Origin of the sequence: Priestia sp. LL-8, from assembly GCF_036227845.1 — a bacterium.
Lineage (GTDB): Bacteria > Bacillota > Bacilli > Bacillales > Bacillaceae_H > Priestia > Priestia zanthoxyli.
The window spans coordinates 2,141,144-2,163,047 of record NZ_JAZAQH010000001.1 but is presented as its reverse complement, the minus strand read 5'-3'; the positions used below and the strand labels follow the sequence as shown (position 1 = coordinate 2,163,047).

The 21,904-nt window shown below is 38.3% G+C and carries 22 protein-coding genes and 1 riboswitch; of the genes, 5 read left to right on the top strand and 17 right to left on the bottom strand.

The genetic code is table 11. The features are described from left to right. Positions 1 to 24 precede the first annotated feature (24 nt). The 6 genes from U9R83_RS10970 to U9R83_RS10945 form a co-directional block, all read right to left on the bottom strand. The gene (locus tag U9R83_RS10970) at positions 25 to 1,680 is read right to left on the bottom strand and encodes a DUF2339 domain-containing protein (RefSeq protein ID WP_328575234.1); all 1,656 of its coding nucleotides are present in this window, start codon (positions 1,678 to 1,680) and stop codon (positions 25 to 27) included. A gap of 173 nt (positions 1,681 to 1,853) precedes the next feature. Continuing rightward, positions 1,854 to 2,090 (bottom strand): hypothetical protein, encoded by a 237-nt coding sequence (locus U9R83_RS10965; protein WP_013056931.1) that lies wholly within the window; start codon positions 2,088 to 2,090, stop codon positions 1,854 to 1,856. A gap of 101 nt (positions 2,091 to 2,191) precedes the next feature. After that, positions 2,192 to 2,635: a hypothetical protein gene (locus tag U9R83_RS10960; protein WP_014460221.1), complete on the bottom strand. Its 444-nt coding sequence runs from the start codon at positions 2,633 to 2,635 to the stop codon at positions 2,192 to 2,194. 153 nt (positions 2,636 to 2,788) lie between these two features. Beyond that, positions 2,789 to 3,817: a spore photoproduct lyase gene (splB, locus tag U9R83_RS10955; RefSeq protein WP_025752275.1), complete on the bottom strand. Its 1,029-nt coding sequence runs from the start codon at positions 3,815 to 3,817 to the stop codon at positions 2,789 to 2,791. Between the two features lie 110 nt (positions 3,818 to 3,927). Beyond that, entirely contained in the window at positions 3,928 to 4,176 is a 249-nt protein-coding gene (locus U9R83_RS10950) for a transcriptional regulator SplA domain-containing protein (RefSeq protein ID WP_042992131.1), read from the bottom strand. Positions 4,177 to 4,261: 85 nt separating this feature from the next. After that, positions 4,262 to 5,221 (bottom strand): LacI family DNA-binding transcriptional regulator, encoded by a 960-nt coding sequence (locus tag U9R83_RS10945; protein ID WP_328575233.1) that lies wholly within the window; start codon positions 5,219 to 5,221, stop codon positions 4,262 to 4,264. A 124-nt stretch (positions 5,222 to 5,345) separates the two neighbouring features. Between U9R83_RS10945 and U9R83_RS10940 the strand changes: the two genes are divergently transcribed. Beyond that, complete coding sequence (locus U9R83_RS10940) at positions 5,346 to 5,474, top strand: hypothetical protein (RefSeq protein WP_014460225.1); 129 nt, start codon at positions 5,346 to 5,348, stop codon at positions 5,472 to 5,474. A 274-nt stretch (positions 5,475 to 5,748) separates the two neighbouring features. On the opposite strand, the gene U9R83_RS10935 is transcribed toward U9R83_RS10940, so the two are convergent. The 3 genes from U9R83_RS10935 to U9R83_RS10925 form a co-directional block, all read right to left on the bottom strand. Then, positions 5,749 to 7,059 carry a Na+/H+ antiporter NhaC family protein gene (locus U9R83_RS10935; RefSeq protein WP_028413457.1) on the bottom strand — a complete coding sequence of 437 codons (1,311 nt, stop codon included), beginning with the start codon at positions 7,057 to 7,059 and terminating at the stop codon, positions 5,749 to 5,751. Between the two features lie 85 nt (positions 7,060 to 7,144). Next, positions 7,145 to 7,251, bottom strand: a riboswitch (SAM riboswitch). Between the two features lie 101 nt (positions 7,252 to 7,352). Continuing rightward, positions 7,353 to 8,120, bottom strand: a complete 768-nt coding sequence (locus U9R83_RS10930) for an ABC transporter permease (RefSeq protein ID WP_140450810.1) — start codon at positions 8,118 to 8,120, stop codon at positions 7,353 to 7,355. Further along, a complete protein-coding gene (locus U9R83_RS10925) occupies positions 8,113 to 9,024 on the bottom strand; it encodes an ABC transporter ATP-binding protein (RefSeq protein ID WP_115653812.1) in 912 nt (303 codons plus the stop codon). The genes U9R83_RS10930 and U9R83_RS10925 overlap by 8 nt, the downstream gene beginning before the upstream one ends. 170 nt (positions 9,025 to 9,194) lie before the next feature. Between U9R83_RS10925 and U9R83_RS10920 the strand changes: the two genes are divergently transcribed. Further along, complete coding sequence (locus tag U9R83_RS10920; RefSeq protein ID WP_025752263.1) at positions 9,195 to 9,635, top strand: YtoQ family protein; 441 nt, start codon at positions 9,195 to 9,197, stop codon at positions 9,633 to 9,635. A gap of 155 nt (positions 9,636 to 9,790) precedes the next feature. Here the strand turns inward: U9R83_RS10920 and U9R83_RS10915 are convergent, their stop codons facing one another. From U9R83_RS10915 to U9R83_RS10905, 3 genes are read right to left on the bottom strand one after another with little or no spacing between them, the layout of a single operon-like run. Further along, complete coding sequence (locus U9R83_RS10915) at positions 9,791 to 11,005, bottom strand: Ger(x)C family spore germination protein (RefSeq protein ID WP_014460230.1); 1,215 nt, start codon at positions 11,003 to 11,005, stop codon at positions 9,791 to 9,793. Continuing rightward, positions 10,989 to 12,116 (bottom strand): spore germination protein, encoded by a 1,128-nt coding sequence (locus U9R83_RS10910; RefSeq protein ID WP_328575232.1) that lies wholly within the window; start codon positions 12,114 to 12,116, stop codon positions 10,989 to 10,991. The genes U9R83_RS10915 and U9R83_RS10910 overlap by 17 nt, the downstream gene beginning before the upstream one ends. 3 nt (positions 12,117 to 12,119) lie before the next feature. Further along, the gene (locus U9R83_RS10905) at positions 12,120 to 13,697 is read right to left on the bottom strand and encodes a spore germination protein (protein ID WP_014460232.1); all 1,578 of its coding nucleotides are present in this window, start codon (positions 13,695 to 13,697) and stop codon (positions 12,120 to 12,122) included. Positions 13,698 to 14,201: 504 nt separating this feature from the next. Between U9R83_RS10905 and U9R83_RS10900 the strand changes: the two genes are divergently transcribed. Next, positions 14,202 to 15,821, top strand: a complete 1,620-nt coding sequence (locus U9R83_RS10900; RefSeq protein ID WP_013056918.1) for an ABC-F family ATP-binding cassette domain-containing protein — start codon at positions 14,202 to 14,204, stop codon at positions 15,819 to 15,821. Between the two features lie 36 nt (positions 15,822 to 15,857). Here the strand turns inward: U9R83_RS10900 and U9R83_RS10895 are convergent, their stop codons facing one another. The 5 genes from U9R83_RS10895 to U9R83_RS10875 form a co-directional block, all read right to left on the bottom strand. Continuing rightward, positions 15,858 to 16,742 carry a DMT family transporter gene (locus tag U9R83_RS10895; protein WP_115653810.1) on the bottom strand — a complete coding sequence of 295 codons (885 nt, stop codon included), beginning with the start codon at positions 16,740 to 16,742 and terminating at the stop codon, positions 15,858 to 15,860. A gap of 64 nt (positions 16,743 to 16,806) precedes the next feature. Beyond that, positions 16,807 to 17,523, bottom strand: a complete 717-nt coding sequence (locus U9R83_RS10890; protein WP_140450807.1) for a helix-turn-helix transcriptional regulator — start codon at positions 17,521 to 17,523, stop codon at positions 16,807 to 16,809. Positions 17,524 to 17,550: 27 nt separating this feature from the next. Beyond that, positions 17,551 to 18,180, bottom strand: a complete 630-nt coding sequence (locus U9R83_RS10885) for an alpha/beta family hydrolase (RefSeq protein WP_116372933.1) — start codon at positions 18,178 to 18,180, stop codon at positions 17,551 to 17,553. A 60-nt stretch (positions 18,181 to 18,240) separates the two neighbouring features. Beyond that, entirely contained in the window at positions 18,241 to 19,251 is a 1,011-nt protein-coding gene (locus tag U9R83_RS10880) for an LLM class flavin-dependent oxidoreductase (protein WP_014460237.1), read from the bottom strand. 130 nt (positions 19,252 to 19,381) lie between these two features. After that, positions 19,382 to 20,599, bottom strand: a complete 1,218-nt coding sequence (locus U9R83_RS10875; RefSeq protein ID WP_014460238.1) for an MFS transporter — start codon at positions 20,597 to 20,599, stop codon at positions 19,382 to 19,384. Positions 20,600 to 20,739: 140 nt separating this feature from the next. Here U9R83_RS10875 and U9R83_RS10870 point away from each other — a divergent pair, with 140 nt between their 5' ends. Next, the gene (locus U9R83_RS10870) at positions 20,740 to 21,021 is read left to right on the top strand and encodes an acylphosphatase (RefSeq protein ID WP_042992138.1); all 282 of its coding nucleotides are present in this window, start codon (positions 20,740 to 20,742) and stop codon (positions 21,019 to 21,021) included. 83 nt (positions 21,022 to 21,104) lie between these two features. After that, on the top strand, positions 21,105 to 21,881 hold the full coding sequence (locus U9R83_RS10865) for a 3-hydroxybutyrate dehydrogenase (RefSeq protein WP_013056911.1): 777 nt from the start codon (positions 21,105 to 21,107) through the stop codon (positions 21,879 to 21,881). The last annotated feature ends 23 nt before the right edge of the window (positions 21,882 to 21,904 follow it).

The following is a 21,904-nucleotide window of genomic DNA, read 5'->3' as shown; positions in this document are numbered from 1 at the left end:
GAAGAATTTCTCTTCAGCTTTTAGCTACTTCTTTTTATAAAATAGGCGCGAAATAATTAAACCGATGGCTCCTAAGACGATAAATAGTAAGGCACGTATAGCCATTGGAATAAAAGGTAAATCATATAAAACAAGTTTGAAAAGTGTTAAAAATAACAGGCCGACACCGATATACGTGGCTGTTTTAAAGGTTCGAAGTAATCCTATTACGAATGCAGCAATGGCCAAACATAGCCAAACAGCCGTCATAATAAGCGTTTGCGTATTAGCGGAAAGATCATTGGTGCCAGCGGCCGTCACTTCCGTTGCAAAAATTAAAGAAAGAATAGAAAAAACAATACTTCCTCCAATTTTGAACGTATCGTGCTCATCTTTTTCTGTTTTTTGAATACTGATCCATACAAATACTAGAATAGAAGCTAACACAACAACCCAATTTAATGTCGGAAGAGACAGCACTTGTTCGATTGGTGTAACTAAGATATACGTGGCACTCAGTATATAAATCGTATAAGAAAACAGTTGATGAAGTAGATTTTTATACGTCATGGCGATATAGTAAACAGCAAGTCCTTGAATCACATATAAAATGGCTCCTTCTCTTAAATCGACGAGCTGATGAATAAAAAACGCTACTGCAACAATTAAATAGGTAATAAAAAATTCAAATTTCTCTTTAGAACTTCTTACTGTGTAAACACCTAATGCGTAAATAATAACTAGCGCAAGCAGCACCATTGTGGTCGTGCCATCGTCAAAAACGGCAAGCAGCCAGCCGTACGTAACTGCTAAACTCGATAGAAGGGTAAACGCATATACTTGGAGTACGGATTGTGATAGAAAAAAACTAGAAATTAAGCATAAATGCTGAATCAGAATCGCCATACCTAATAACTCTTTTACACCATTATCACCAACAAACGAGTAATAAATGAGTAGCGTAAGATTTAATAGTACCGCGGAAAGAACATATAAAATTGAATATTTTTGTTTGATTGCCACATATAAAAAGGCAATATACAGAAGCGTTTCATAGCCAATGAAAACGAGCGCATTAGGCGAATTACTTTCAATAAGAAAAGGAACTAGTACGCCTCCAACCGCGCTAATAACCCCTAATGCCTGTGAACGATAAAAGACTGTCGCGATAATCCCTAAGATAATCCAGCTCGTATTTAGTATAAAAGCAAGCGTTGGTCCCGCTAAATGATATAGGCTATGCATCGCAAACGTCGTTAACATGAGAATAGGAATAGCTCCTCCTACAAGTACTTGCCCGAGCACCAACCTACCCTTTTTAATTTGGAAATGACCTGTCACAGCAAAACCTATTGAAACAACGAAACCGAGAACAACTTTTACTTTTTCATTCATTAATCCATAGTCAGAGGCTGCTTTAAATCCCCATAGCACGCCAATAATAAATACAAAAATAAAGATTCTCGGCAGCCATATTTGAAAAAGGACTTTTTCCCAATCAACAGGTTCTTCTATTACCTGTGAACTTTTAGCTGCTGTCTGAACAGGACGTTTAGCGGTCTCTTCGCGCCGCTGAGGAGGAGGGTGAACTGCTTTTGGTCTTGGAGAATTTGTTTTATATACGAGCGACTTTAGCTTGGCTACGTCTTCTTCTAAACTGCTTATTTTTCGTTCAAGTTCTTCTATTCTTTCTTTTTCCATATTTCCTCACCCTTTCTCTTTAAAGTATTTGTGATTTTTATATGTATATCTTACAGCACTTAACTATTATACCATTAAAAGGAATATCACTTAGAAACATTCTATTTTTAGCAAAAAAAAATACAGCGCCCTTTTCAAAAGAAAAGTTCGTTGTATAGGATGTGCTGCATTTTTTATGTCACTTTCTCGCTGTATGTACTATGAAATCCCGCTTCGATGTGGGCTACTTGAAAACTATGGTGACCAATTAAATACTTAACAATATCCACACGGTCAATTTTACCGGGCTTATTGTTCATTGCTTCTCGAACCATAGATTGAAATGTTTCTTTGCAAAACTTCTTTTCATGAAGCAGAATCGTTTCACAATACTCTTCATGGTCTCCCTCTGAAATACGATAATAATGCATTTCTTTCACCCCTTTTTAATGTTATACCTATTACATACCCCAAATATTGCTATTTTAACAAATTAATTTTATTATTCTTTATTTTTCCATTTATATATGGTTTACAGCGCAACGTTTCGAAACTCTTCGTTATAAATGCTAATTTGAAGCCGCTGAGAAAAACGTTCTTGTTCGATATATGTTTCAGGCATTAATCCAACAGGATATACCTTAGGGTTTTCGCCACTTCCTAATATGTATACATACATCTTTCCTTCGCTTGTATATCGAACCTTCGTCGAAATACCTCCTTGCCCTTGAAGAGGCGCATAAACAGCTCTTACATTATCTCTTATTTCTTGTACAAATCCATGTAGTTCAATATCAGAATCATAGTAATGGTTTGCTTCATACAAGCCGTAAATACGAGACTTATCGATATCGCATAATATGTTCCAAAATTCAGATAAATCTTCTTGGAACAACACTTGAATAAAATTCCGTGCAGCTTCTTGCTGTTCTTTTGTTAATTCTTTTGTTAGCGCAAACTCTTCATTCTTTAACATCTCAGTCACCTCCCTTTTGTATGTAATACGACAAGAGATAAAAATAACCTCTTTTTTTCAGCTTATTAGCAAGCAATTTATTTTTTTACATTAAAAATTGAAAAGTTATTTTGACTAAGGTGTCAGAATAACTTTTCAATTACTGTAGAATAATTACGTAAAATATTCGATTTTTGCATTTGGAAAATACTGATCAATGTAATATTCTAATGTTTCTCTTAATTCTTGTTCTTCATCTTTTGCGTATACATACTTTCCAATTCCGTAACGCCCCCATTTGTAGCGGCGCTCCTCTTCATTCATCTCAAGCTTCGTTTTTGGATAATTTTTCTCAATTACCCGCTTGGCCGGCTTGGTAAAGCGATGCTGAATCATTTCAAACGTAATATCATCTCTTGACTCCTCAGGTATAGAGGCGTCAAGCTTTTCAAACAGCTGACGGTACCCCTCTTGCCAACCTTCATGAATGTAAATAGGGGCCACAATAAAACCAAGTGGATATCCGGCTTTTGCGACTTTATTAGCAGCTTCAATCCGGTAATCGAGAGGAGATGTACCAGGTTCAAAGTTTTTTATAACATAATCTGCATTTATGCTAAAGCGAAAGCGCGTGCGACCATTATGTTTAGCATCCAATAAATGATCCACGTGATGAAACTTAGTCACAAAGCGCAGTTGACCTAGTTCACTTTCTCCAAAATATTCAATCGCGCGCTTTAATGAATGTGTTAAATGGTCAATTCCTACGATGTCAGATGTACAAGCCGCTTCAAATCGCGTTATTTGAGGGGCTCTTTCCTGCATATATTGTTCTGCTTGACCTAATATTTCTTCAACATTCACGTACGTGCGAATATATGGTTTGCTTCCCATTGTTGTCTGCAAATAACAATAGTGACAGTGCCCCATACACCCTGTTGCAAACGGTATTGCATATTCAGCTGACGGTTTAGATGTATCAAATTTTAACGTTTTACGCACACCAACTACTAAAGTCGACTTGGCATTGCGGTATTTTTGTAAATCATTTTTTCCCGGTATATTACGCACTTGATTATGAGAAGTTGTTTGACGAATCTCAATTCCCATCTTCTCAAATTTTTCTTTTAATTGAACACCAAGCGGGTACTCCATTGCCCCTGGCTCAATGTATACTAATTGAGGTACAAAAGGTTTTATCATCATGTACACTTCCTTTTTTCTAATACTAATAGCGTTTGAAAAACAAAAAGACTCTATCCTTGGTAATTATTTTTTACACAAAAAAGCTCTCTGTTTAAGAGAGCCTTGCGTCAGTCATATTGTTCATAATCAAATATCTTGTTATACATTTTCTCTGCTTCGTCATACGTTGAATACACCGCATCATCTTCAGCTAACAAATGATAAGACTCATGTAAAAAAAGCGCTTTTTCGCCTTTGTTTTCAGGATGTTCAACAATTTCAGCTTGATTGATATTGGCAACATTTGCTGTATGAGGATTTCGATAAATAACAAATACTTGATCTCCCACTTGATATTCTTTTTTCTCCACGATCATCATCCTTTTCTTCTTACTTTACTCGTATGATGTCCGCTTTTGCTCATTTTATCCGGTAAAAACACCTCATAACGTCATCAAGAATTTATACGCTTTTACGCTCAATAAACCGAAAAGGAAGCTCAATTTTTTGAGGATCCTTGCTCCCGACTAGTTTAAAAAGCGTTTCGCCCATTTCTTTAAGAGGAAGTTCGATCGTTGTGATTTGTAAATAAGAAGAAAGCGGATGATTATCAAAACCAATGATAGCTAAATCGCCTGGAACTGACATACCAGCTTGTTCGCACTGAGCTTTTATACCAATAGCGACTTGATCGTTTGTTACTAAAAGCGCCTGAGGCCGATTTTTCATCTGCACTAGTTTTTCCACCACTTTTTCACCATCTGTCACGTTCAAACAGCCTTGAAAAACCCATTCCGGATGATAAGACTGATTTATTCTTTCTACATATTCTTTGTATGCTTGCTGCCGCTGCTGACTATTTGTACCCGTCATTCTTCCAATACAGTAGCCAATATCCTTATATCCTTTTTCTTTTAAATACAGGAGCGCATGCTTAAAAGCTGCATAATGATCAACGTATACGGAGCGAATAGAACGATTTTGTACGTTTTCGCACACGGCTATCGGCCCGTACTGCTGATAATATTCAATCGCGCTCCAGCTGCTTGCTCTAGAACAAATAATCACTCCATCAACTTGCTTTGTTTTTAGCATATGAAGCGCTTGTTCTTCTTTTTTTACATCATAGTTCGTCTGACAAATAACAAGCTGATACTGCTTTTCTAACGCTTGAGATGCCACCCCTTCTAAAAGCAGACTAAAATACGGATGATTAATAAAAGGCAGTACGACGGCAATCATATTTGTTTTCCCTTTTGATAAGTGAACGGCATTAATATTTTGTTCGTAATTAAGTTCTTGAATCACTTCTTCCACCAGTCGGCGCTTTTCTTCTTTTACATACGGATGATTATTTAACACCCGTGACACGGTCGAAACAGATACACCAGCTTTTTTTGCGATATCTCGGATATTTGTCATGTTTTCACCTTTTTCTCTTGCGCTGAAACGCGTTTCATACTTTATTCTCATTATAAAGTGAAGCGGCAATAAGCTAAACCCGTTACAATCATCTTTTTATTCATTTATACAAGGAGGTCATGTCATGGGTATTTTATTATTTATTTTATTATGCGGAATTGAAATCGGAGGAGCGGCTTATGCACTTAAACAAAATGAGACGATTTGGAAGGAATTAGGTGAAGAAAAACCGACTGATTTTTTCAAGCAGTAAAAAAAGAGGTTGAGACATAACGAAATGAATCCAATCTCAAGACGAACAACTAGTATACATGAGCTGAACCGCTTGTGACACTCCAGTTGATTTCCGTGCAAGACTTTGCTGTCCGCGGGAGTCTTCGCCTTGCCCTCTAATCAACTGCTAGAAGGACCTACACACATGAAACCTGCGTTTAACACAACAAAAAAAACGAACCACTAATCAAACATCTTGATCAATGGTTCGTTTTTCACTTCATCTAAAATACTTTCGTTCCAGCCTCTTTAGATTAAGCAGCCTCTTTAGATGATTTTGATTTTTTATTTAAACGTGGAAAGCCAATTACAATCGCAATGATACCGCAAACCGCTGTTAACATTGGATAGAATGTAAATGGAATAATCTCAATCGGTGAAACTTTAGCAAATCCTGCTGCTAGAAGCATTTGTGCACCGTAAGGGATAAGCCCTTGAACGCTGCATGAAAACAAGTCGAGCAGACTGGCTGATTTACGATTATCAATTGAATACTTATCAGAGATTTCTTTCGCTAACGGACCTGCTGTAATAATTGAAATCGTGTTATTAGCCGTGGCTAAATTAGTTAAACTTACCAATCCAGCGATACTGAATTCTCCGCCTTTTTTTGTTTGAATGCGTCGTGTTAATAAGTTCAATAAGAACTGAATACCGCCGTTATAGCGAATGAGTTCAACCATTCCGCCAATTAAAAGAGATAAAATAATTAATTCCGACATTCCGCCAATACCTTCTGTCACAGTTTTAGCAAGAGAAGAAAGCGTGTAGCTTCCGTCAGCTAATCCAATCACGCCGGCTAATACAATTCCTCCGGTTAAAATGCTTAATACGTTTGCACCAAATATGGCAGCAACTAGTACGCCGACATAAGGCAAGATTTTAAACCAGCTAAAATCTTTAATTTCTACTGATGATGTATTGCCTAGCGTCATTACAAGTAATAAAACTACCGTAACAATCGCTGCAGGAAGTACGATAAAAAAGTTTACTTTTAATTTATCTGACATATTTGTTTTTTGCGTACGAACTGCTGCAATGGTCGTATCAGAGATTACGGATAAATTATCTCCAAACATTGCACCACCAACAACGGCAGCAATTGCCAATGTAATGGATACATGCGCCTGCTCACTGATTCCTACAGCGATAGGCCCTAATGCAGCGATTGTTCCCATTGACGTTCCCATCGAAATTGAAATGAATGCGCCAATAACAAAGATTCCGACTACCACTAAGCTTTGCGGAAGAACAGACAGAGCTAAGTTTACCGTTGAATCAACAGCTCCCATGCCTTTAGCGACTTGAGAAAAAGCACCTGCTAAAATAAAAATAAGTACCATAATAATGATATCAGGATGCCCTGCTCCTTTAGCAAATCGTTCCACTTTTACATTAAGTGAATCTTTGCGGTTCATAGCCAGCGCCACAATGGCTGCAATGATAATGGCTACTAATACAGGCAGCTTATAAAAATCTCCCGTTATGATTCCTGATCCGACAAACAGGACTAAAAAGACGCCCAGCGGTAACAGCGCCCAGCCGTTTCCTTTTTGTTGTTCCATTCTTAACACCTCTTGTTTACGTAATAAAAAAAGACCTCTTCTTATTGATAAGAAGAGGTCTCTTATTTGTATCATAAGATTACCCTTCTCATCTTCCAAACGAAACATCGTCTGCTGGATTTGGCACCGCACTGCGTACAGCCAGTTGCCGAGACATCATAGGGCCAGTCCCTCCGTCTCTCTTGATAAGAAGTTTATAGTTGTTTTAAAAATAGTCTTTCACTACTGTAATCTCTTTTTATTTAATTGTCAAATGCTATTTTAGAAAAATATATAGTGTGAAAATTCCCACATCAATTAGCTACGTCTCGTTTTAAAAACGCCACCCAAGCTACGCCCATGAAGAAGACAAAGTGTGCAACTAAGATGAAGATTGAAAATGGAATTGTCATGCCGTCAAACATCGTCTTCATTCCGTCCATATACTGCACAAAGTTTGTGTTGGCGAACAGTAAAAATTTCCCCCACCATAAACCAAACTGTGATACTATCCCAGTTACTGCTTTCGCCCCGATACTTACGACAATAGCTAGACTTGAAGCAAGCGCACTGTTTCTAAATAAAGACGACAGCATGAATGCGAACGTCATCATCATAAACGTTTCCATATACGCACTGTCATACGTAAGCGTAATGTTTTTAAGCAGCTGTGCATCTCCTTCTAGACTGGTAAATCCAAAGAACAATGCTCCCCATACAAACGAAAAAAGTAAATAGCTCAGTAAGTAATACAAGCTAATTAAAATGAGCGTTATGTACTTGGACGTTAAAATCGTTGAGCGTCTAGCTGGACGAATTAAAAGAAGCTTAATGGTACCTGCTTCAAACTCTTTTGCAACCATTGACCCTCCAACAGCAAGCGCGAAAAATTGAACGAGAATCAGCATACCTGAACTAAATGACAGGAAGTTCAAAATGTTGTCTTCTGTTCCTGCACTGTTTGCTACTTTTTTCATTAAAAGAGCCATACAAAGAGTTAAAATGCCGATTGTAATAAACGTGATTTTTGTACTTCTTTTGTGAAACCATTTCATGTGTTCATTTTGAATTAGCTTAAGCATGGTGCTCTCCTTCCGTAACGGACATAAACGAATCTTCAAGCGTCTCATACACAGGGGTAATTCGGTAGACTAAAATATCGCTGTCCACTAATTTTTTATTCACAGCTGGAATTTGCTCTTTTACAATCGCCACGTCGATACTATGTGATCTCACCGTTACTTCAAATTCTTGTGATAAAAGATCCGTTGCTTTTTGTGCATCAGACACTTCAAATTCTACGTACATTCCTTGATCTTGACGATTTGGAGATAGATCTTGAATAGCTTTTAACTCGCCGTTTTGAATAATACCAACGCGGTCACATAGTGCTTCTACCTCTTTTAATAAGTGGCTCGCGATTAAAATTGAAATTCCTTCTTCCCTGCAAAGCGTTTGTAAATATGTACGAAATTCTCTCATTCCCGCTGGGTCTAGACCGTTTGTTGGCTCGTCTAGTAAAAGCAATGCAGGTTTATGTAAAATAGCTTGAGCTACTCCTAAACGCTGTCTCATCCCAAGAGAATACGTCTTCACTTTTGCATGAATGCTGTTTTCAAGTTTTACTAAAGCAATCACTTCATCCAAGCGTTCTGATGTGATCCCTTCATGCATATTCGCAAAGTGTTTTAAATTTTGATAGCCCGTCAGATAATCATAGAACTCAGGGTTTTCAATAATCGCTCCAATTGATTTCATAGCTGATGTAAACTGTTCCTTTAAAGGAAAGCCGTTAACGGTAATCGTTCCCTCTGTTTCTTTAATGAGTCCTACGACGGTACGAATTAGCGTTGTCTTTCCAGAGCCATTCGGACCAAGCAACCCGAAAATCTCACCGCGCTCAACCGATAAGGATACATCATGCAAAATGGTTTTCTTCCCAATTACTTTACTGACATGATCTACTTGTAGCACTGTTTCTGTCATCATGTACATCCTTTCTTTAATTAGCAATACGCCTTCTATTGTTTCTCTTTTTTAACTATTTGTCTACTATAACCTTATTTTTGGAAAAGTAGCTCATTCAAATCATTCGTATTATCCGCTTACATTTGATAAAATAAAACAAACTTTAGTTAGAGGAGGACTCCTACATAATGAACTTAACCGTATACCTTGCCGGGCAAATTCACGATAACTGGCGAGACGAAATTAAAAACCAAGCAGAACAATTAAACCTTCCCCTTACCTTTGTCGGTCCGATGACAGACCATGACCGCTCCGACAACATTGGAGAAGAAATTTTAGGAAAACAGCCTAACGCTGTCTTAAAAGATGAAGCTGCTTCTCAAATTAATAATTTACGTACGCAGGTGCTCCTTAAAAAATCTGATGTGGTTATTGCTTTATTTGGCGAAAAATACAAGCAGTGGAACAGCGCAATGGATGCGGCAACAGCCATTGCATTAGATAAACCGCTAATTTTGGTTCGCCCAGAAAAACTGCATCACCCGCTTAAAGAACTATCAAACAAAGCGCAAGTTGTAGTCGAAACGCCAGAACAAGCTCTTCAAGCATTGGCTTATATTTTTGAATAACAAATAAGAGCTGTCGGTTCTGGACAGCTCTTATTTGTTATTTATCCCTCAAGTTCCTTACTAGGGGGAAATATTTTTTTTAGAAAGCTCTAAGATTATTCCTTTGAGTTTCTTTCATTTTCAGCATCAAAACAAGCAAAATTGTACTTAACTACTCATTTTTGTGATCCTGACGTTCCATAATCTTTAATCATTAATTTCACATCATAGTTAATTGGAACTTCACTAAACGTTTGATCCCAATTATCTTTAACTCTCATCCATACTCTGGGCCTTTTAATTCTCAATTGATTTCCGAACCCGGCCACATCGACTTTATATTCTTTTTGTATTTTTTCTACCGTGGTTCTTACTAGGTGCTCCACTTTTTTTTCTGAGTTTTTTTGCACCTTCTGTAAAAATTGATTTTTCAAAGGATCTCCTGAGGCTACCCAATTTTCAGATAGCCTTCCTTCTGATTCAATATGCACATTGAAGGAGATGTTATTTCCTTTCACATGAGGTTCAATACGACTTTTCATAGATTCTATTTCATATACAATCATCTGACCGGTCTTTTTATCAAAGCTTTTTACTAGCCCGCCTTTCCCTTTTCCTGTGATCCAAGTTAGACCATCTACCTCTTCTTCATTTAAAAAACCAATCATTTTATTTGTTTTCCCTTTAATAACGGCCGCACCAGCAAATTTGATTTCCCCATTTGCTGATAATACATTTTGCAATAAAAAACTAGTCCCTGATTGAATGTTGCTCTCTAATTTAATGAGCGACGTAGGAGGTAAAATTCTTGTCGTTCGATACGCATTTTCCACCATTCCAACCAAACGAAATGCTGGGATCTCTCCTGCTGTCTTCGATTCTAGCCCATTGCTAGCTCTCCCTTTACTAATAAGTACAAGACAGCTTGGTCTAATCTCATTATCACGAAGAAACTCATTCACTAATTTTCCTAAGCTATATGTTCGTGCAAGAGCCTCGCCAATAATAATTACTTTTAGATGCTGGCTGGCAATGGAAGTCTCTCTTCTCAATGATAATTCACGTGCCATTTGGTGAATAGAATCTCCCGTTTCAGCCATATTCACGTAAGCCTTCTGCTGAGAGCCTCCTTGGACAGTTGTTGAACTTGCCACTTGCGGGGTGATCAGTTGGTAGGTTGTCGTAATCAAGTTCTTTTTGGGATACTCTTCTTCTTGTTCATCGAATCCTTTTTCGGTCATGGATTTTTTAGCTTTATCAAGAGCCACACCTACTCCTAAACTTCGTTCTTCAATTTCATGACTACTCCAACAGCCCGCCAGAGAAAAGAGCAAAAACACAGAAAGCAAAACCGATAAGAAGAACTGTACATGATTAGAGGCTCGTCTCATACTTTCTCCCCTTTATTTTTGAAATAACAAGAAGCAGCACCGGTAAAAAGCCAAATAAAATCAGGGCAGCGTTGCCAACCATATCTCCTAATTTAAATACATCATTGATATTTCGAGGGATCATGGAAATGAGATAAATAACTGGAAGTACACCATACATAAATGGATGGATATTTTTTTTAAAAAGCTGAGACAGTCCTAATGAAGCAGCGTAGTGGTTAACATTAAAAGAAGTAAACATTTGCATGATCCATACCACCAGCAATAAGGAATCAAAGCGTTCAAAGATTAACCCAGTGAATTCATAACTTCTTATCAAATCAAGCGTAGGCCATGTTCTCGTAGCCACTCCATCCACTGAGAACGCTCCGATAACCATCACGACGGTAATAACATAAAGAAACAAAGGAATTGCAGTACCAACTAATACAGCTTTTACTGCTTTGTTTGGTTCTTTCATAAATGCCAATATTAACAGCATGAATTCAGGCCCAGTAAATGCAAGAGCTGTTGTCCTTATCCCTTTTAGCACCGGCGTGATACCTGAACCTAGTACCGGGCGCAGATTATCTACTTCAAATATCTTGATACTCATAAAGGCAACAAGTAAAAAAAGAATAACCGTAATAGGTAATATAATCTCAAATATACGGGCAATTGGATTTATTCCCCCTCTTATCAGATAGAGACTTGCCCACATAAATGGCATGATAATAGCCCATTTAGGAGTTCCTTCCAACAATAGATATCCTGTTACCTCTGCCAATGAACGAGCATGAAACCCACCAAGCGTCAAAAAATAACCTATCATGAGGAAACTAAATAACTTGCCTATCCATTTCCCTACAATTTCTTGACTGTATTGATAAAAGGTTTTTTCGGGGAAGCGTTGACTTAATTTCACCATGATTACCCCTGCTACCATGGTGGTTATCCCCCCTAAAATAACAGTGAGCCAAACGTCTGGTGTTTTCACTTTTTCCGCAGCTGCCCGAGGCAATGTAAGAATCCCCGTTCCAAGGATAAAGTTGGTAATAATAATAGTTGTTTGAGGCGTCGTAATACGATCTTTTGAATTTATCATTTCTAACGGCCCATTTCCTTTCATCATAAGCTACCCTTTTCGTAGAGGATCTTTGGTGTGCATCATCTTTGGACGTCGTTTCATCATCATCAGAGGCATACGTACTACCAAGTCTTTCCATTCACTTAAACGATAAGGAACAGCTGGACTCATATAAGGTACGCCGAAACTTTTTAGTTTCACTAAATGGCTCATCATAAAAAGGAAAAATAAGATGACGCCATATAATCCAAGTATGGCGGCACAAAGCATGGCTACAAAGCGAAGAATACGCAATGTGATTCCTACACTATATTGCGGAATAGAAAACGATGAAATGGCAGTTAAAGCCACTACAATCACCAAAATAGGGCTAACGATTCCTGCCTGCACCGCAGCTTCTCCAATGATTAACCCACCGACAATGCCCATTGCTGGACCAATTGGTTTCGGCAATCGGAGTCCGGCTTCTCTCAAAATTTCGATAGATAATTCCATAAATAAGGCTTCAATAAGGGCGGGAAACGGAACACCAGACCTTGATCCTATAATAGAAATAGCTAACTTAGTCGGAATTAATCCTGGATGAAACGAAATAAACGCAATATACAAAGCCGGTGTAAAAAGCGAAAGAACTACTGCGATATAACGAAGAAAACGAATAAATGTACCGGGAATCCACCTTTCATAATAATCTTCCGGCGACTGTAACATCATGCTAAACGTAACGGGGGCAATCAAAGCAAAAGGCGTCCCGTCTAATAAAATGGCTACTCTCCCTTCCATCAAAGCAGCAATTACACGATCGGGACGCTCCGTATTCTGCACCTGAGGAAAGGGACTAAGGTAATTATCTTCAATGAGTTGTTCAACATATCCTGACTCCGGTACATTATCAAGATCAATTTTTTTAATTCGTTTTTCTACTTCTTCAACTAGTTCTGGATCAACAATCTCCTTTATGTAAGCAACAACTAAGTCTTTTTTGGAACGCTTTCCTACTTGAAATTTCACCAGCGACAAATTTTCAATGTCTCCGCTTCCTCTTAATAAAGAAGTATTATCACTTAAAGATTCAGTAAAGCCTACTCTTGGCCCTCTCACTAATGCTTCTGATACGGGCTCTTCAATCGTCCTTGTTTTTACTTTGCTTGTACCAAGAATTAAGGAAGATGATAACCCGTCAATTAAAAGAGCCGTAGATCCTGTTAAGACTTTTGATGTTACTTCTTTAATGGAATAAACCTCTTCTACATCACCGATTGATAATACTTGGCTTTTAATAAACTGTTTTGAAAGGTTTTCCTTTACGTAAAGCTGATCCTGTTGGTATTCTTTTGAAAAATCAGCCATCAATGATGACAAAATATGTTTTTCAATAAGATCTTTATCTGATAGCCCCTCTACAAAAATAATAGCTGCCTGAATGCCGGTGCGTCCTATAATAAACTCCCGAAAATGAACGTCGGAGTTATGACCAATTTCATTTTTAACTACTTTTAGAGTTAAAGCTAAATGATCCGTAACATGATTAGATGAATTTTGAGGTGTAAATTCCTGTTTGTTTTCCTTTTCATTCGCATGGTTTCCTATTTTTTTTATTGTTGATCTCCATTTTTTCACTTTCATCACTCTTCCTCTGAATTACGAATCCCGCTTAATAATTTGTAGATTATATACGGGATGAAAAAAACCAGAACTGCTTGTATAAAAACTGGCCCTTCTGGAAGATAGGAAACAACTAATTTCCACATGATAATCACCCTATTTATGTCTATATCAAACCAACTTTAGAAATAAGCATCTGTAAAATATCAGTGTTTACTTCATAGAAATTCTTTTATTTACCAGGTAGTATTATTCTTCTTTTTGTTTCTTATACAAGGAATACAACATCCATCTTAAAAATGAAAAAAAGCTGATTACTGAAGGATTAGACATGCTGGTTTGCTGATCAAAGTTTTGGTGAATGCTAGAATAATCAAGTTTTACCGCTCAAAAAACCCCTTAAATGGTTGACGAGTGCTTAAAGTGTCGGTTACACTTTATGTTTGAAATATTGTATTCATATCGCTCTTATCTCAAAAGAATGGTATAATTTTATAGATATTGAATTTGGAGGACTGCTCATACATGATTACAGTTAGTAATGTAAGTTTACGATTTGGCGACCGAAAGTTATTTGAAGATGTGAATATTAAATTCACGCCTGGTAACTGTTATGGATTAATCGGCGCAAACGGTGCTGGAAAATCAACGTTTTTAAAAATTTTATCTGGTGAAATTGAATCTCAAACTGGTGATGTACATATGGGCCCTGGCGAACGCCTTGCTGTCTTAAAACAGAACCACTTCGAATATGAAGATCAAGAAGTTATGAAAACCGTTATTATGGGGCACGCTCGCCTTTACGAAGTAATGCAAGAAAAAGATGCTATTTATATGAAAGCAGACTTCACAGATGAAGACGGAATGAAAGCAGCTGAGCTTGAAGGTGAATTTGCTGAATTAAACGGTTGGGAAGCAGAATCAGAAGCAGCTATTCTTTTAAAAGGATTAGGTATTTCTGAAGATCTTCACGCCAAAAAAATGGCTGAACTAACAGGTAGTGAAAAAGTAAAAGTGCTTCTTGCACAAGCTTTATTCGGAAAACCTGATGTATTACTTCTAGATGAGCCTACGAATAACTTGGATATCCAAGCAATTCAATGGTTAGAAGAGTTCTTAATTAACTTTGAAAACACAGTTATTGTTGTATCACATGACCGTCACTTCTTAAACAAAGTATGTACGCACATTGCTGACCTTGACTTCAGTAAAATCCAAGTCTACGTTGGTAACTATGATTTCTGGTATGAATCAAGTCAATTAGCACAAAAAATGGCGTCAGATGCGAACAAGAAAAAAGAAGAAAAAATTAAAGAGCTTCAAGCCTTTATCGCTCGCTTTAGCGCAAATGCATCGAAATCAAAACAAGCAACGTCTCGTAAAAAATTGCTTGATAAAATTTCATTAGATGACATCCGTCCTTCTTCTCGTCGTTACCCATACGTGAACTTCACGCCGGAACGTGAGATTGGAAATGACGTACTTCGCGTTGAAGGTTTAACAAAAACAATTGACGGCGTAAAAGTACTTGATAACGTAAGCTTTATTATGAATAAAGATGACAAGATTGCTCTTGTAGGCCGCAATGAACTTGCAAATTCAACATTAATGAAGATTTTAATGGGTGAAATGGAAGCAGACAGCGGTACGTACAAATGGGGTGTGACAACGTCTCAAGCCTTTTTCCCAAAAGACAACTCCGAGTACTTTGAAAACGGAGATTTAAACTTAGTAGACTGGCTGCGTCAGTATTCACCTAATGACCAAAGCGAAAGCTTCTTACGCGGTTTCTTAGGTAGAATGCTATTCTCTGGTGAAGAAGTGTTGAAAAAAGCCAACGTTCTTTCCGGAGGAGAAAAAGTTCGCTGTATGCTTTCTAAAATGATGCTAAGCGGTTCAAACGTTCTTTTACTAGACGATCCTACGAATCACCTTGACTTAGAATCAATCACAGCACTAAACAATGGACTTATCAGCTACAAAGGTTCAATGATTTTCACATCTCATGACCATCAGTTCGTTGAAACGATTGCGAATCGTGTGATTGAAATTACGCCAAACGGAGTAGTTGACAAGCAAATGACGTACGATGAGTATTTAGAAGACAGCAACCTGCAAAAACAAGTAGCAGGCATGTATGCTTAATAAAAAAACCCCCTTTCTTTAAAGAAAGGGGTTTTTTTATATATGCACCTCTTGATTTAGCGATGACTTCGGAGAATACGTTAAAAACGCTAGGCTAGCAAACACTAGTGCTGCTCCGCATATGTTCACCAAAGTCAGAGATTCCCCCAGCAAAAATACGCCAAGTAAAAAAGCGGTAACGGGCTCTGCTAGCGATAACGTCACGGCGGTAGACGCATGCACAGACTTGAGCGCTGTAGAAAATAATACATAAGCAAGAGCCGTCGTAAGTATTCCTAAATGAAGAGCGATGCCTATCCCATTTAAAGAGGCTAGCCAGCTCATATCATACATAAACCAGCATGGTATCAGTAAAACGGCGGCGGCTGTGAATACAAGAGCAGCGCCCACTTGCGGATCAACATGCCCAACAATGCTTTTATTAACAGTCGTGTAGCAAGCAAAAGACGCCCCTGCTCCTATCGCCATACCTAAACCTATCACATCGATTTGACTATCTTTTTTTAACAACAAGCAGCAGCACCCTATAATACCAGTAACCGTAGCAAGCAGCCATTTTTTTGTAGGTTTCTTGCGGTATACTATGTAATCTAATACTCCTGACAAAAGTGGCGCACTGCCAATTGCCACCATTGTTCCTACTGCAACACCCGTTTTAATGACAGCTGAAAAAAATAAAGGCTGATAAGCGGCCATACTTGCTGCAGCAACCGTAAGAGGCAGAATAGGAAGGCGTCTTAGGTCCACTTTCTTTCTTTGAATAAAACAAGCTGCAAGAAGCGACAGCCCCCCTACAGCTAAACGTACGGCTCCAATCGCCACGGAATGCGCTCCAGCAGATGCTAAGGCTTGGGCGGTTCCTGTTGTTCCCCATAAAACAGCGGCACATAAAATAAGTATTTTTGATAATGAAGTATTCATCGTTTCATCTCCTTTCTTTTATCATAGCTAAAAGAAAGAAAAAAGTTTTTCCGCTTTTACGATCTTATTTGTCTGTTTTTAAGATACTTCGATAGTGAGTAGGTGAGATTCCTTCTTGTTTTGCAAACCATTTCGTGAACGAAGACAAGCTGTGATAGCCGACTTCATGTGCAATATACGTTACCGAGTAGCTCGTCTCTTTCAACAATTCTTTCGCTTTATTTAAACGTATACGTGCTACATAACTTTGAGGCGAATAACCCGTTTTTTGTTTAAACCAAGTAGAAAAATAGGCAGGATGATAATTTTCCAGCTTAGCAAGACTTTCTATGTTTAACTCTTGATTAAAGTTAGCATGAAGGTAATCAATGGATTTAAACGTTTGTTTCTTTGGCAAATAATGCTGAACGTAACGGACTAAATCTTCAAGCGCCCCCCTGTCAGTGCTTTTTTGAAGCCCCTCAAGTAAAAGGTAGCGAATTGCTTTCCACGTTGAATCCCATTGAATAAAAGCTGCTTCTTGAGAAAGATGCGCACTTTCTGTAAATTTCAACGGAATATCAACGACCAGACATTCATTTGTATTTTTAGCTTGATACGTATGAAGCTGACGAGGCGGAATGTAAAAGCATCCTTCTTGTAGCGTTAAGTGCTGCTCACTCGCTTGAATATTAAGAGCACCTGCTAGCGGAAACAAAAGCTGACTGTAGTTATGATCATGAGTATGAGGTGAATAGCTGTAGGCTCTTTTTTCGCAAATAATTTCACGTAGCGTATCCATTTTGTACTCCTTTCCTTACTCTCTATCTCACAGAATCTTTTCTATACCATCCAAAACGGTTTCAAGCGCCTTTAACGATTCCGCGGGAGTATACAAAACGTCCAATGAATGATCGGCATTTTCAATCACATCAATATTCATTGTGTTTGTTTTTAATTGATAAACTTCTTCAGTATAATAGTGATCACGAGTTCCTATTGCAATAAGACCTTTATGAGTGCTTTCTAGTAAACTTTCAAACAGTTCCGATCTGGTTAAAAGCGGCGTCAGTAAAAGCATCACTGCGTCTTTGTAGACTTCATCTTTCATAACTCGCTGAATCAGCGGAATGGTCCCAAGTGATTTTCCTGCAAATATGATATTTTTATAGTCATTGTGAGATAAAACATCTTGCAGCACGAGATCAATGTCTTTCATCATAACGTCTGCAATCTCATCTGTAGACTTCGTCATCAGCTCTTTTGAATATGTATAGTGAATCTGAACCACGTCAATTTTATGTTTTAGCATCAGCATCGTTATATAATACAATAACGGCTTTTCGTACGTATAGCCTAGCCCTGAAAACATGAAGCAAATGCGAGGCCCTCCTGTTTTAATATGTGTATAGGGAATTCTATGAGTTTGGCTGCTTACACTTTTCTGATCTACGTGCATGTCACTCCTCCTTTTTAAATATTCTAACATTTAATTCCGTAAAAAAACCCCATCTTTTTCTTAAAAAAATGAGGGTTGAGGAAATAGCTCTGCAAGCAGTTCATAAGACTTCTTTTTTGCTTCATGATCATGGATATTTGTAATAATTAAAAATTCGTCGTTATCGTATTTTTGCTGCAGCTGAGTTAGTCCTTTTTTTACTTCAGCAGGGTTTCCTACAATCATACGAGGACGATTGGTGCTTATTTTTTTGAGCTCTTCTTCTGAATAAGAACGATTGTGTACTTCTTTTATCGATGAAATTGTTGTATCGCCACCTTTTGCTACTTTCAACAGCCAATCATCCAGCGTTTTGGCGTGCTCCTCCGCTTCTTCTGTTGTTTCAGCACATACAACAAATACGCATACATTGGTGTTAGGCTTTGACTGATACGAAGAAGGGATAAATTCTTGTTTATAATGACGAATGGCTTCTTGTCCACCAACTGAATAAATAAAGTGTCCAAATGTAAAAGAGATGCCCAGCTCAGCAGCTGATCTTGCTCCTCTTTTATTAATGCCAAGATGCCACAGTTCTGGTTTTGTTTCACTTAACGGATAAGCTGTCACACCATAATACGGATGATCCGACGGCAAATTATGCTCAAGATGTCCTTTTAACGCTTGAATTTGACGCGGAAATTCATTGAGGCTTTTACGGACTCCATCTGTAAGCGCTAGCCGAGTCAGCGCATCTCCTCCCGGTGAACGTCCAAGACCTAAATCAATTCGGTTTGGAAACAGATTTTCAAGCAGCTGAACATCTTCTGCTACTTTATACGGACTGTATTGAGGAAGAAGGACTCCTCCAGATCCAATTCGGATTCGGCTCGTTTGAGATGCCAAGTGCGTCATTAAAAGTGTCGGAGATGACCCTGCCAAACCGTTCGTATTATGATGTTCCGCTACCCAAAAGCGATGGTAGCCTAACTCTTCCGTTAATTTAGCGAGCTCCACCGTGCGTTTCAACGCTTCCTTTGGTGTTGATCCGCTTGAAATAGGAGACTGATCCAATACGCTTAGCTTAATCATAGGTGATTCTTCCTTTCGATTTTCAATGTCTATTGTATCTATTTTAGGAGAAAAATATGAATTCGTCTTGAAATTTGCTTCATGCTCATAAAAAAAGCAAACGCTAAGGCGCGTTTGCTTTTTCTATTTCTTATTTTGCTTCGTGCATTTCTTTCACACGCTTATCGCTCGGCAACAGCCACGTTAACAGCCCTAGGATTGGTAGATAGCTGCAAAACAGCATAATAAACTGAAGGCTGAAGACATCGGCTAATTTACCGAATACAACAGCTCCTAAAGCTCCCATTCCAAAAGCAAGCCCTACAATTAAGCCGGAAACCAAGCCAATTTTCCCTGGCATCAGCTCCTGAGCATAGACTACCGTGACGCTGAAACTTGACTGAAGAATAAAGCCGATTAACACTAGAAGAGGTGCCGCAACTCCAAGAGAAACGTGAGGGAGTAATAAAGTAAAAGGTACTGATCCTAACATAGAAAACAATAAAATATTTCGTTTCCCGAAACGATCGGCAAGCGGACCTCCAAAGAATGTTCCAAACACCCCTGCAATCATAAATAAAAAAACGTAAAGCTGAGCGCTTTTGATAGGCAAATTAAATTTTTCAATGATATAAAACTGAAAGAAATTAAGAATGCCTGCTCCGTACCATGAACGTGCAAACACAAGAAAAATTAAAAGTCCAATCGCAAAGATAATTTGCTTGTTCATCGTAAATGAAGCATCTGACTGCTTTTTCTTCAAGCGTTGACGAGTAGCTAACTCTGATTTATACCATTTAGACACGCTGTACAAGACCACTACGCCGATACCTGCAATTAACGTAAACCAAATCGTTCCAAACTGACCGAGTCCAATAAAGATAAATGCTGTAAACAGCGGAGCCATCGACTGTCCGGTATTCCCGCCAACTTGATAAATAGACTGCGCCAGCCCCCGCTTTCCTCCCGCTGCCATATAAGCTACGCGAGAACCTTCAGGATGAAAAATAGCTGATCCGAATCCTACAAATAAGACAGATATAATCACCAAATAAAAATTCGGCGCTAAAGCGAGCCCAACCATACCAATCATGCTTAGACACATTGCAATTGGCAATAAAAATGGCGAGGGCCGCTTATCGGCAAATACACCAAACACCGGCTGCATAATCGATGACGTCATGTTCAAAGCAAAGGCAATCCAGCCGATTTGCGTGTAGTTTAAATTCATCGATTTTTCAAGGACAGGAAAAAGTGCCGGTATAACGGACTGCATACAATCATTTAGAAAATGTCCTAAACTAATAGCAAATAAAATACGGTAAATCGTCGCCGGCTGCGCTTGCTGCGTTCTTGCTGCTACTTGCATTCATAACCCTTCTTTCTTATTTAATCTACATTAAAACTGTTAAAGTCTTACAATGTCTTTTTCTATTATACAGTGAAAATGAAGATTGTAGTTGTTTTCTTTTTTATAAAAAAGGGAAAATTACCTGTGAGGTGAGAACAGTGAAAAAACATGTGCATATGATTGTAGACGGACGCGTTCAAGGGGTCGGATTTCGTCACTACACGCAGCTAAAAGCAATGGAATGCTCCATTAACGGATGGGTGCGAAATCGAGATGATCAAAAAGTAGAAATTGATGCTGAAGGTGAAGAAAAAAACATCGAAAAATTTATTGAAGAAATTAAAAAAGGTCCCTCGCCGTTCGCTTCTGTTAGCAATGTGGAAGTAAAGATAGTAAACACCCCTTCCCACACCCATTCTTTTCGAGTGAAGTACAGTTAAAAAACTCGCTAAATCAAGATAATTTTTGATAAAATGGAAAAGTAAGCGATTTTATATTTTCTACATATAAGGGGGAAAAAACGATGGTTGAAAACAAAATTGTGTTAATTACAGGTGCAGCTCAAGGTATTGGTTATCAAATTGGTGAGCGCTTTGCTGAAGACGGCGCAACTGTTGTCTTAACTGACTTGAATGAAGATGGCGTTAAGAAAGCAGCAGACAAGTTGAAGACAAAAGGCTACGAAGCATTAGGCATTAAAGCAGACGTGACAAATGAAAGTGATATTGAACAAATGATTGCTCAAACGGTTGAAACATACGGCCGCCTTGATGTATTAATTAACAATGCTGGCATGCAATTTGTTTCCCCGCTCGAAGAATTTCCTACTGAAAAATTTGAACTTTTAACGAAAATTATGCTTGTTGCACCTTTTGTTGCGACTAAGCATGCGTTTCCTATTATGAAAAAGCAAAAATTCGGCCGCATTTTGAACATGTCCTCCATTAATGGATTGATTGGTTTCTCAGGAAAAGCGGCATACAACAGCGCTAAGCACGGCGTGATTGGCTTAACGAAAGTGGCTGCTCTTGAAGGTGCAGAGCACGGCATTACGGTAAATGCAATTTGCCCTGGTTATGTTGATACGCCGCTTGTTCAAAATCAATTAAAAGATTTGGCGCGTACGCGAAATGTAGCGCTTGAAAAAGTACTAGAAGAAGTCATTTATCCTCTTGTTCCTCAAAAACGCTTGCTTGCTGTCGATGAAATTGCAGATTATGCAATGTTTTTAGCAAGTGACTTAGCAAAAGGCGTAACCGGCCAAGCTGCTGTGATTGATGGTGGATATACGGCTCAATAAAAAAAGAGTGTCAGTTAGACTGG

Bases quoted from the DNA above. Each gene is read 5' to 3' on its own strand.
- U9R83_RS10910 (WP_328575232.1), bottom strand. From the start codon at position 12,116: ATGATGAAAGGAAATGGGCCGTTAGAAATGATAAATTCAAAAGATCGT.
- U9R83_RS10925 (WP_115653812.1), bottom strand. From the start codon at position 9,024: ATGACAGAAACAGTGCTACAAGTAGATCATGTCAGTAAAGTAATTGGG.
- U9R83_RS10885 (WP_116372933.1), bottom strand. From the start codon at position 18,180: ATGCACGTAGATCAGAAAAGTGTAAGCAGCCAAACTCATAGAATTCCC.
- U9R83_RS10950 (WP_042992131.1), bottom strand. From the start codon at position 4,176: ATGATCGTGGAGAAAAAAGAATATCAAGTGGGAGATCAAGTATTTGTT.
- U9R83_RS10865 (WP_013056911.1), top strand. From the start codon at position 21,105: ATGGTTGAAAACAAAATTGTGTTAATTACAGGTGCAGCTCAAGGTATT.
- U9R83_RS10940 (WP_014460225.1), top strand. From the start codon at position 5,346: ATGGGTATTTTATTATTTATTTTATTATGCGGAATTGAAATCGGAGGA.
- U9R83_RS10890 (WP_140450807.1), bottom strand. From the start codon at position 17,523: ATGGATACGCTACGTGAAATTATTTGCGAAAAAAGAGCCTACAGCTAT.
- U9R83_RS10895 (WP_115653810.1), bottom strand. From the start codon at position 16,742: ATGAATACTTCATTATCAAAAATACTTATTTTATGTGCCGCTGTTTTA.
- U9R83_RS10875 (WP_014460238.1), bottom strand. From the start codon at position 20,599: ATGCAAGTAGCAGCAAGAACGCAGCAAGCGCAGCCGGCGACGATTTAC.
- U9R83_RS10965 (WP_013056931.1), bottom strand. From the start codon at position 2,090: ATGCATTATTATCGTATTTCAGAGGGAGACCATGAAGAGTATTGTGAA.
- U9R83_RS10920 (WP_025752263.1), top strand. From the start codon at position 9,195: ATGAACTTAACCGTATACCTTGCCGGGCAAATTCACGATAACTGGCGA.
- U9R83_RS10960 (WP_014460221.1), bottom strand. From the start codon at position 2,635: ATGTTAAAGAATGAAGAGTTTGCGCTAACAAAAGAATTAACAAAAGAA.
- splB (WP_025752275.1), bottom strand. From the start codon at position 3,817: ATGATAAAACCTTTTGTACCTCAATTAGTATACATTGAGCCAGGGGCA.
- U9R83_RS10945 (WP_328575233.1), bottom strand. From the start codon at position 5,221: ATGACAAATATCCGAGATATCGCAAAAAAAGCTGGTGTATCTGTTTCG.
- U9R83_RS10915 (WP_014460230.1), bottom strand. From the start codon at position 11,005: ATGAGACGAGCCTCTAATCATGTACAGTTCTTCTTATCGGTTTTGCTT.
- U9R83_RS10905 (WP_014460232.1), bottom strand. From the start codon at position 13,697: ATGAAAGTGAAAAAATGGAGATCAACAATAAAAAAAATAGGAAACCAT.
- U9R83_RS10970 (WP_328575234.1), bottom strand. From the start codon at position 1,680: ATGGAAAAAGAAAGAATAGAAGAACTTGAACGAAAAATAAGCAGTTTA.
- U9R83_RS10900 (WP_013056918.1), top strand. From the start codon at position 14,202: ATGATTACAGTTAGTAATGTAAGTTTACGATTTGGCGACCGAAAGTTA.
- U9R83_RS10930 (WP_140450810.1), bottom strand. From the start codon at position 8,120: ATGCTTAAGCTAATTCAAAATGAACACATGAAATGGTTTCACAAAAGA.
- U9R83_RS10880 (WP_014460237.1), bottom strand. From the start codon at position 19,251: ATGATTAAGCTAAGCGTATTGGATCAGTCTCCTATTTCAAGCGGATCA.
- U9R83_RS10935 (WP_028413457.1), bottom strand. From the start codon at position 7,059: ATGGAACAACAAAAAGGAAACGGCTGGGCGCTGTTACCGCTGGGCGTC.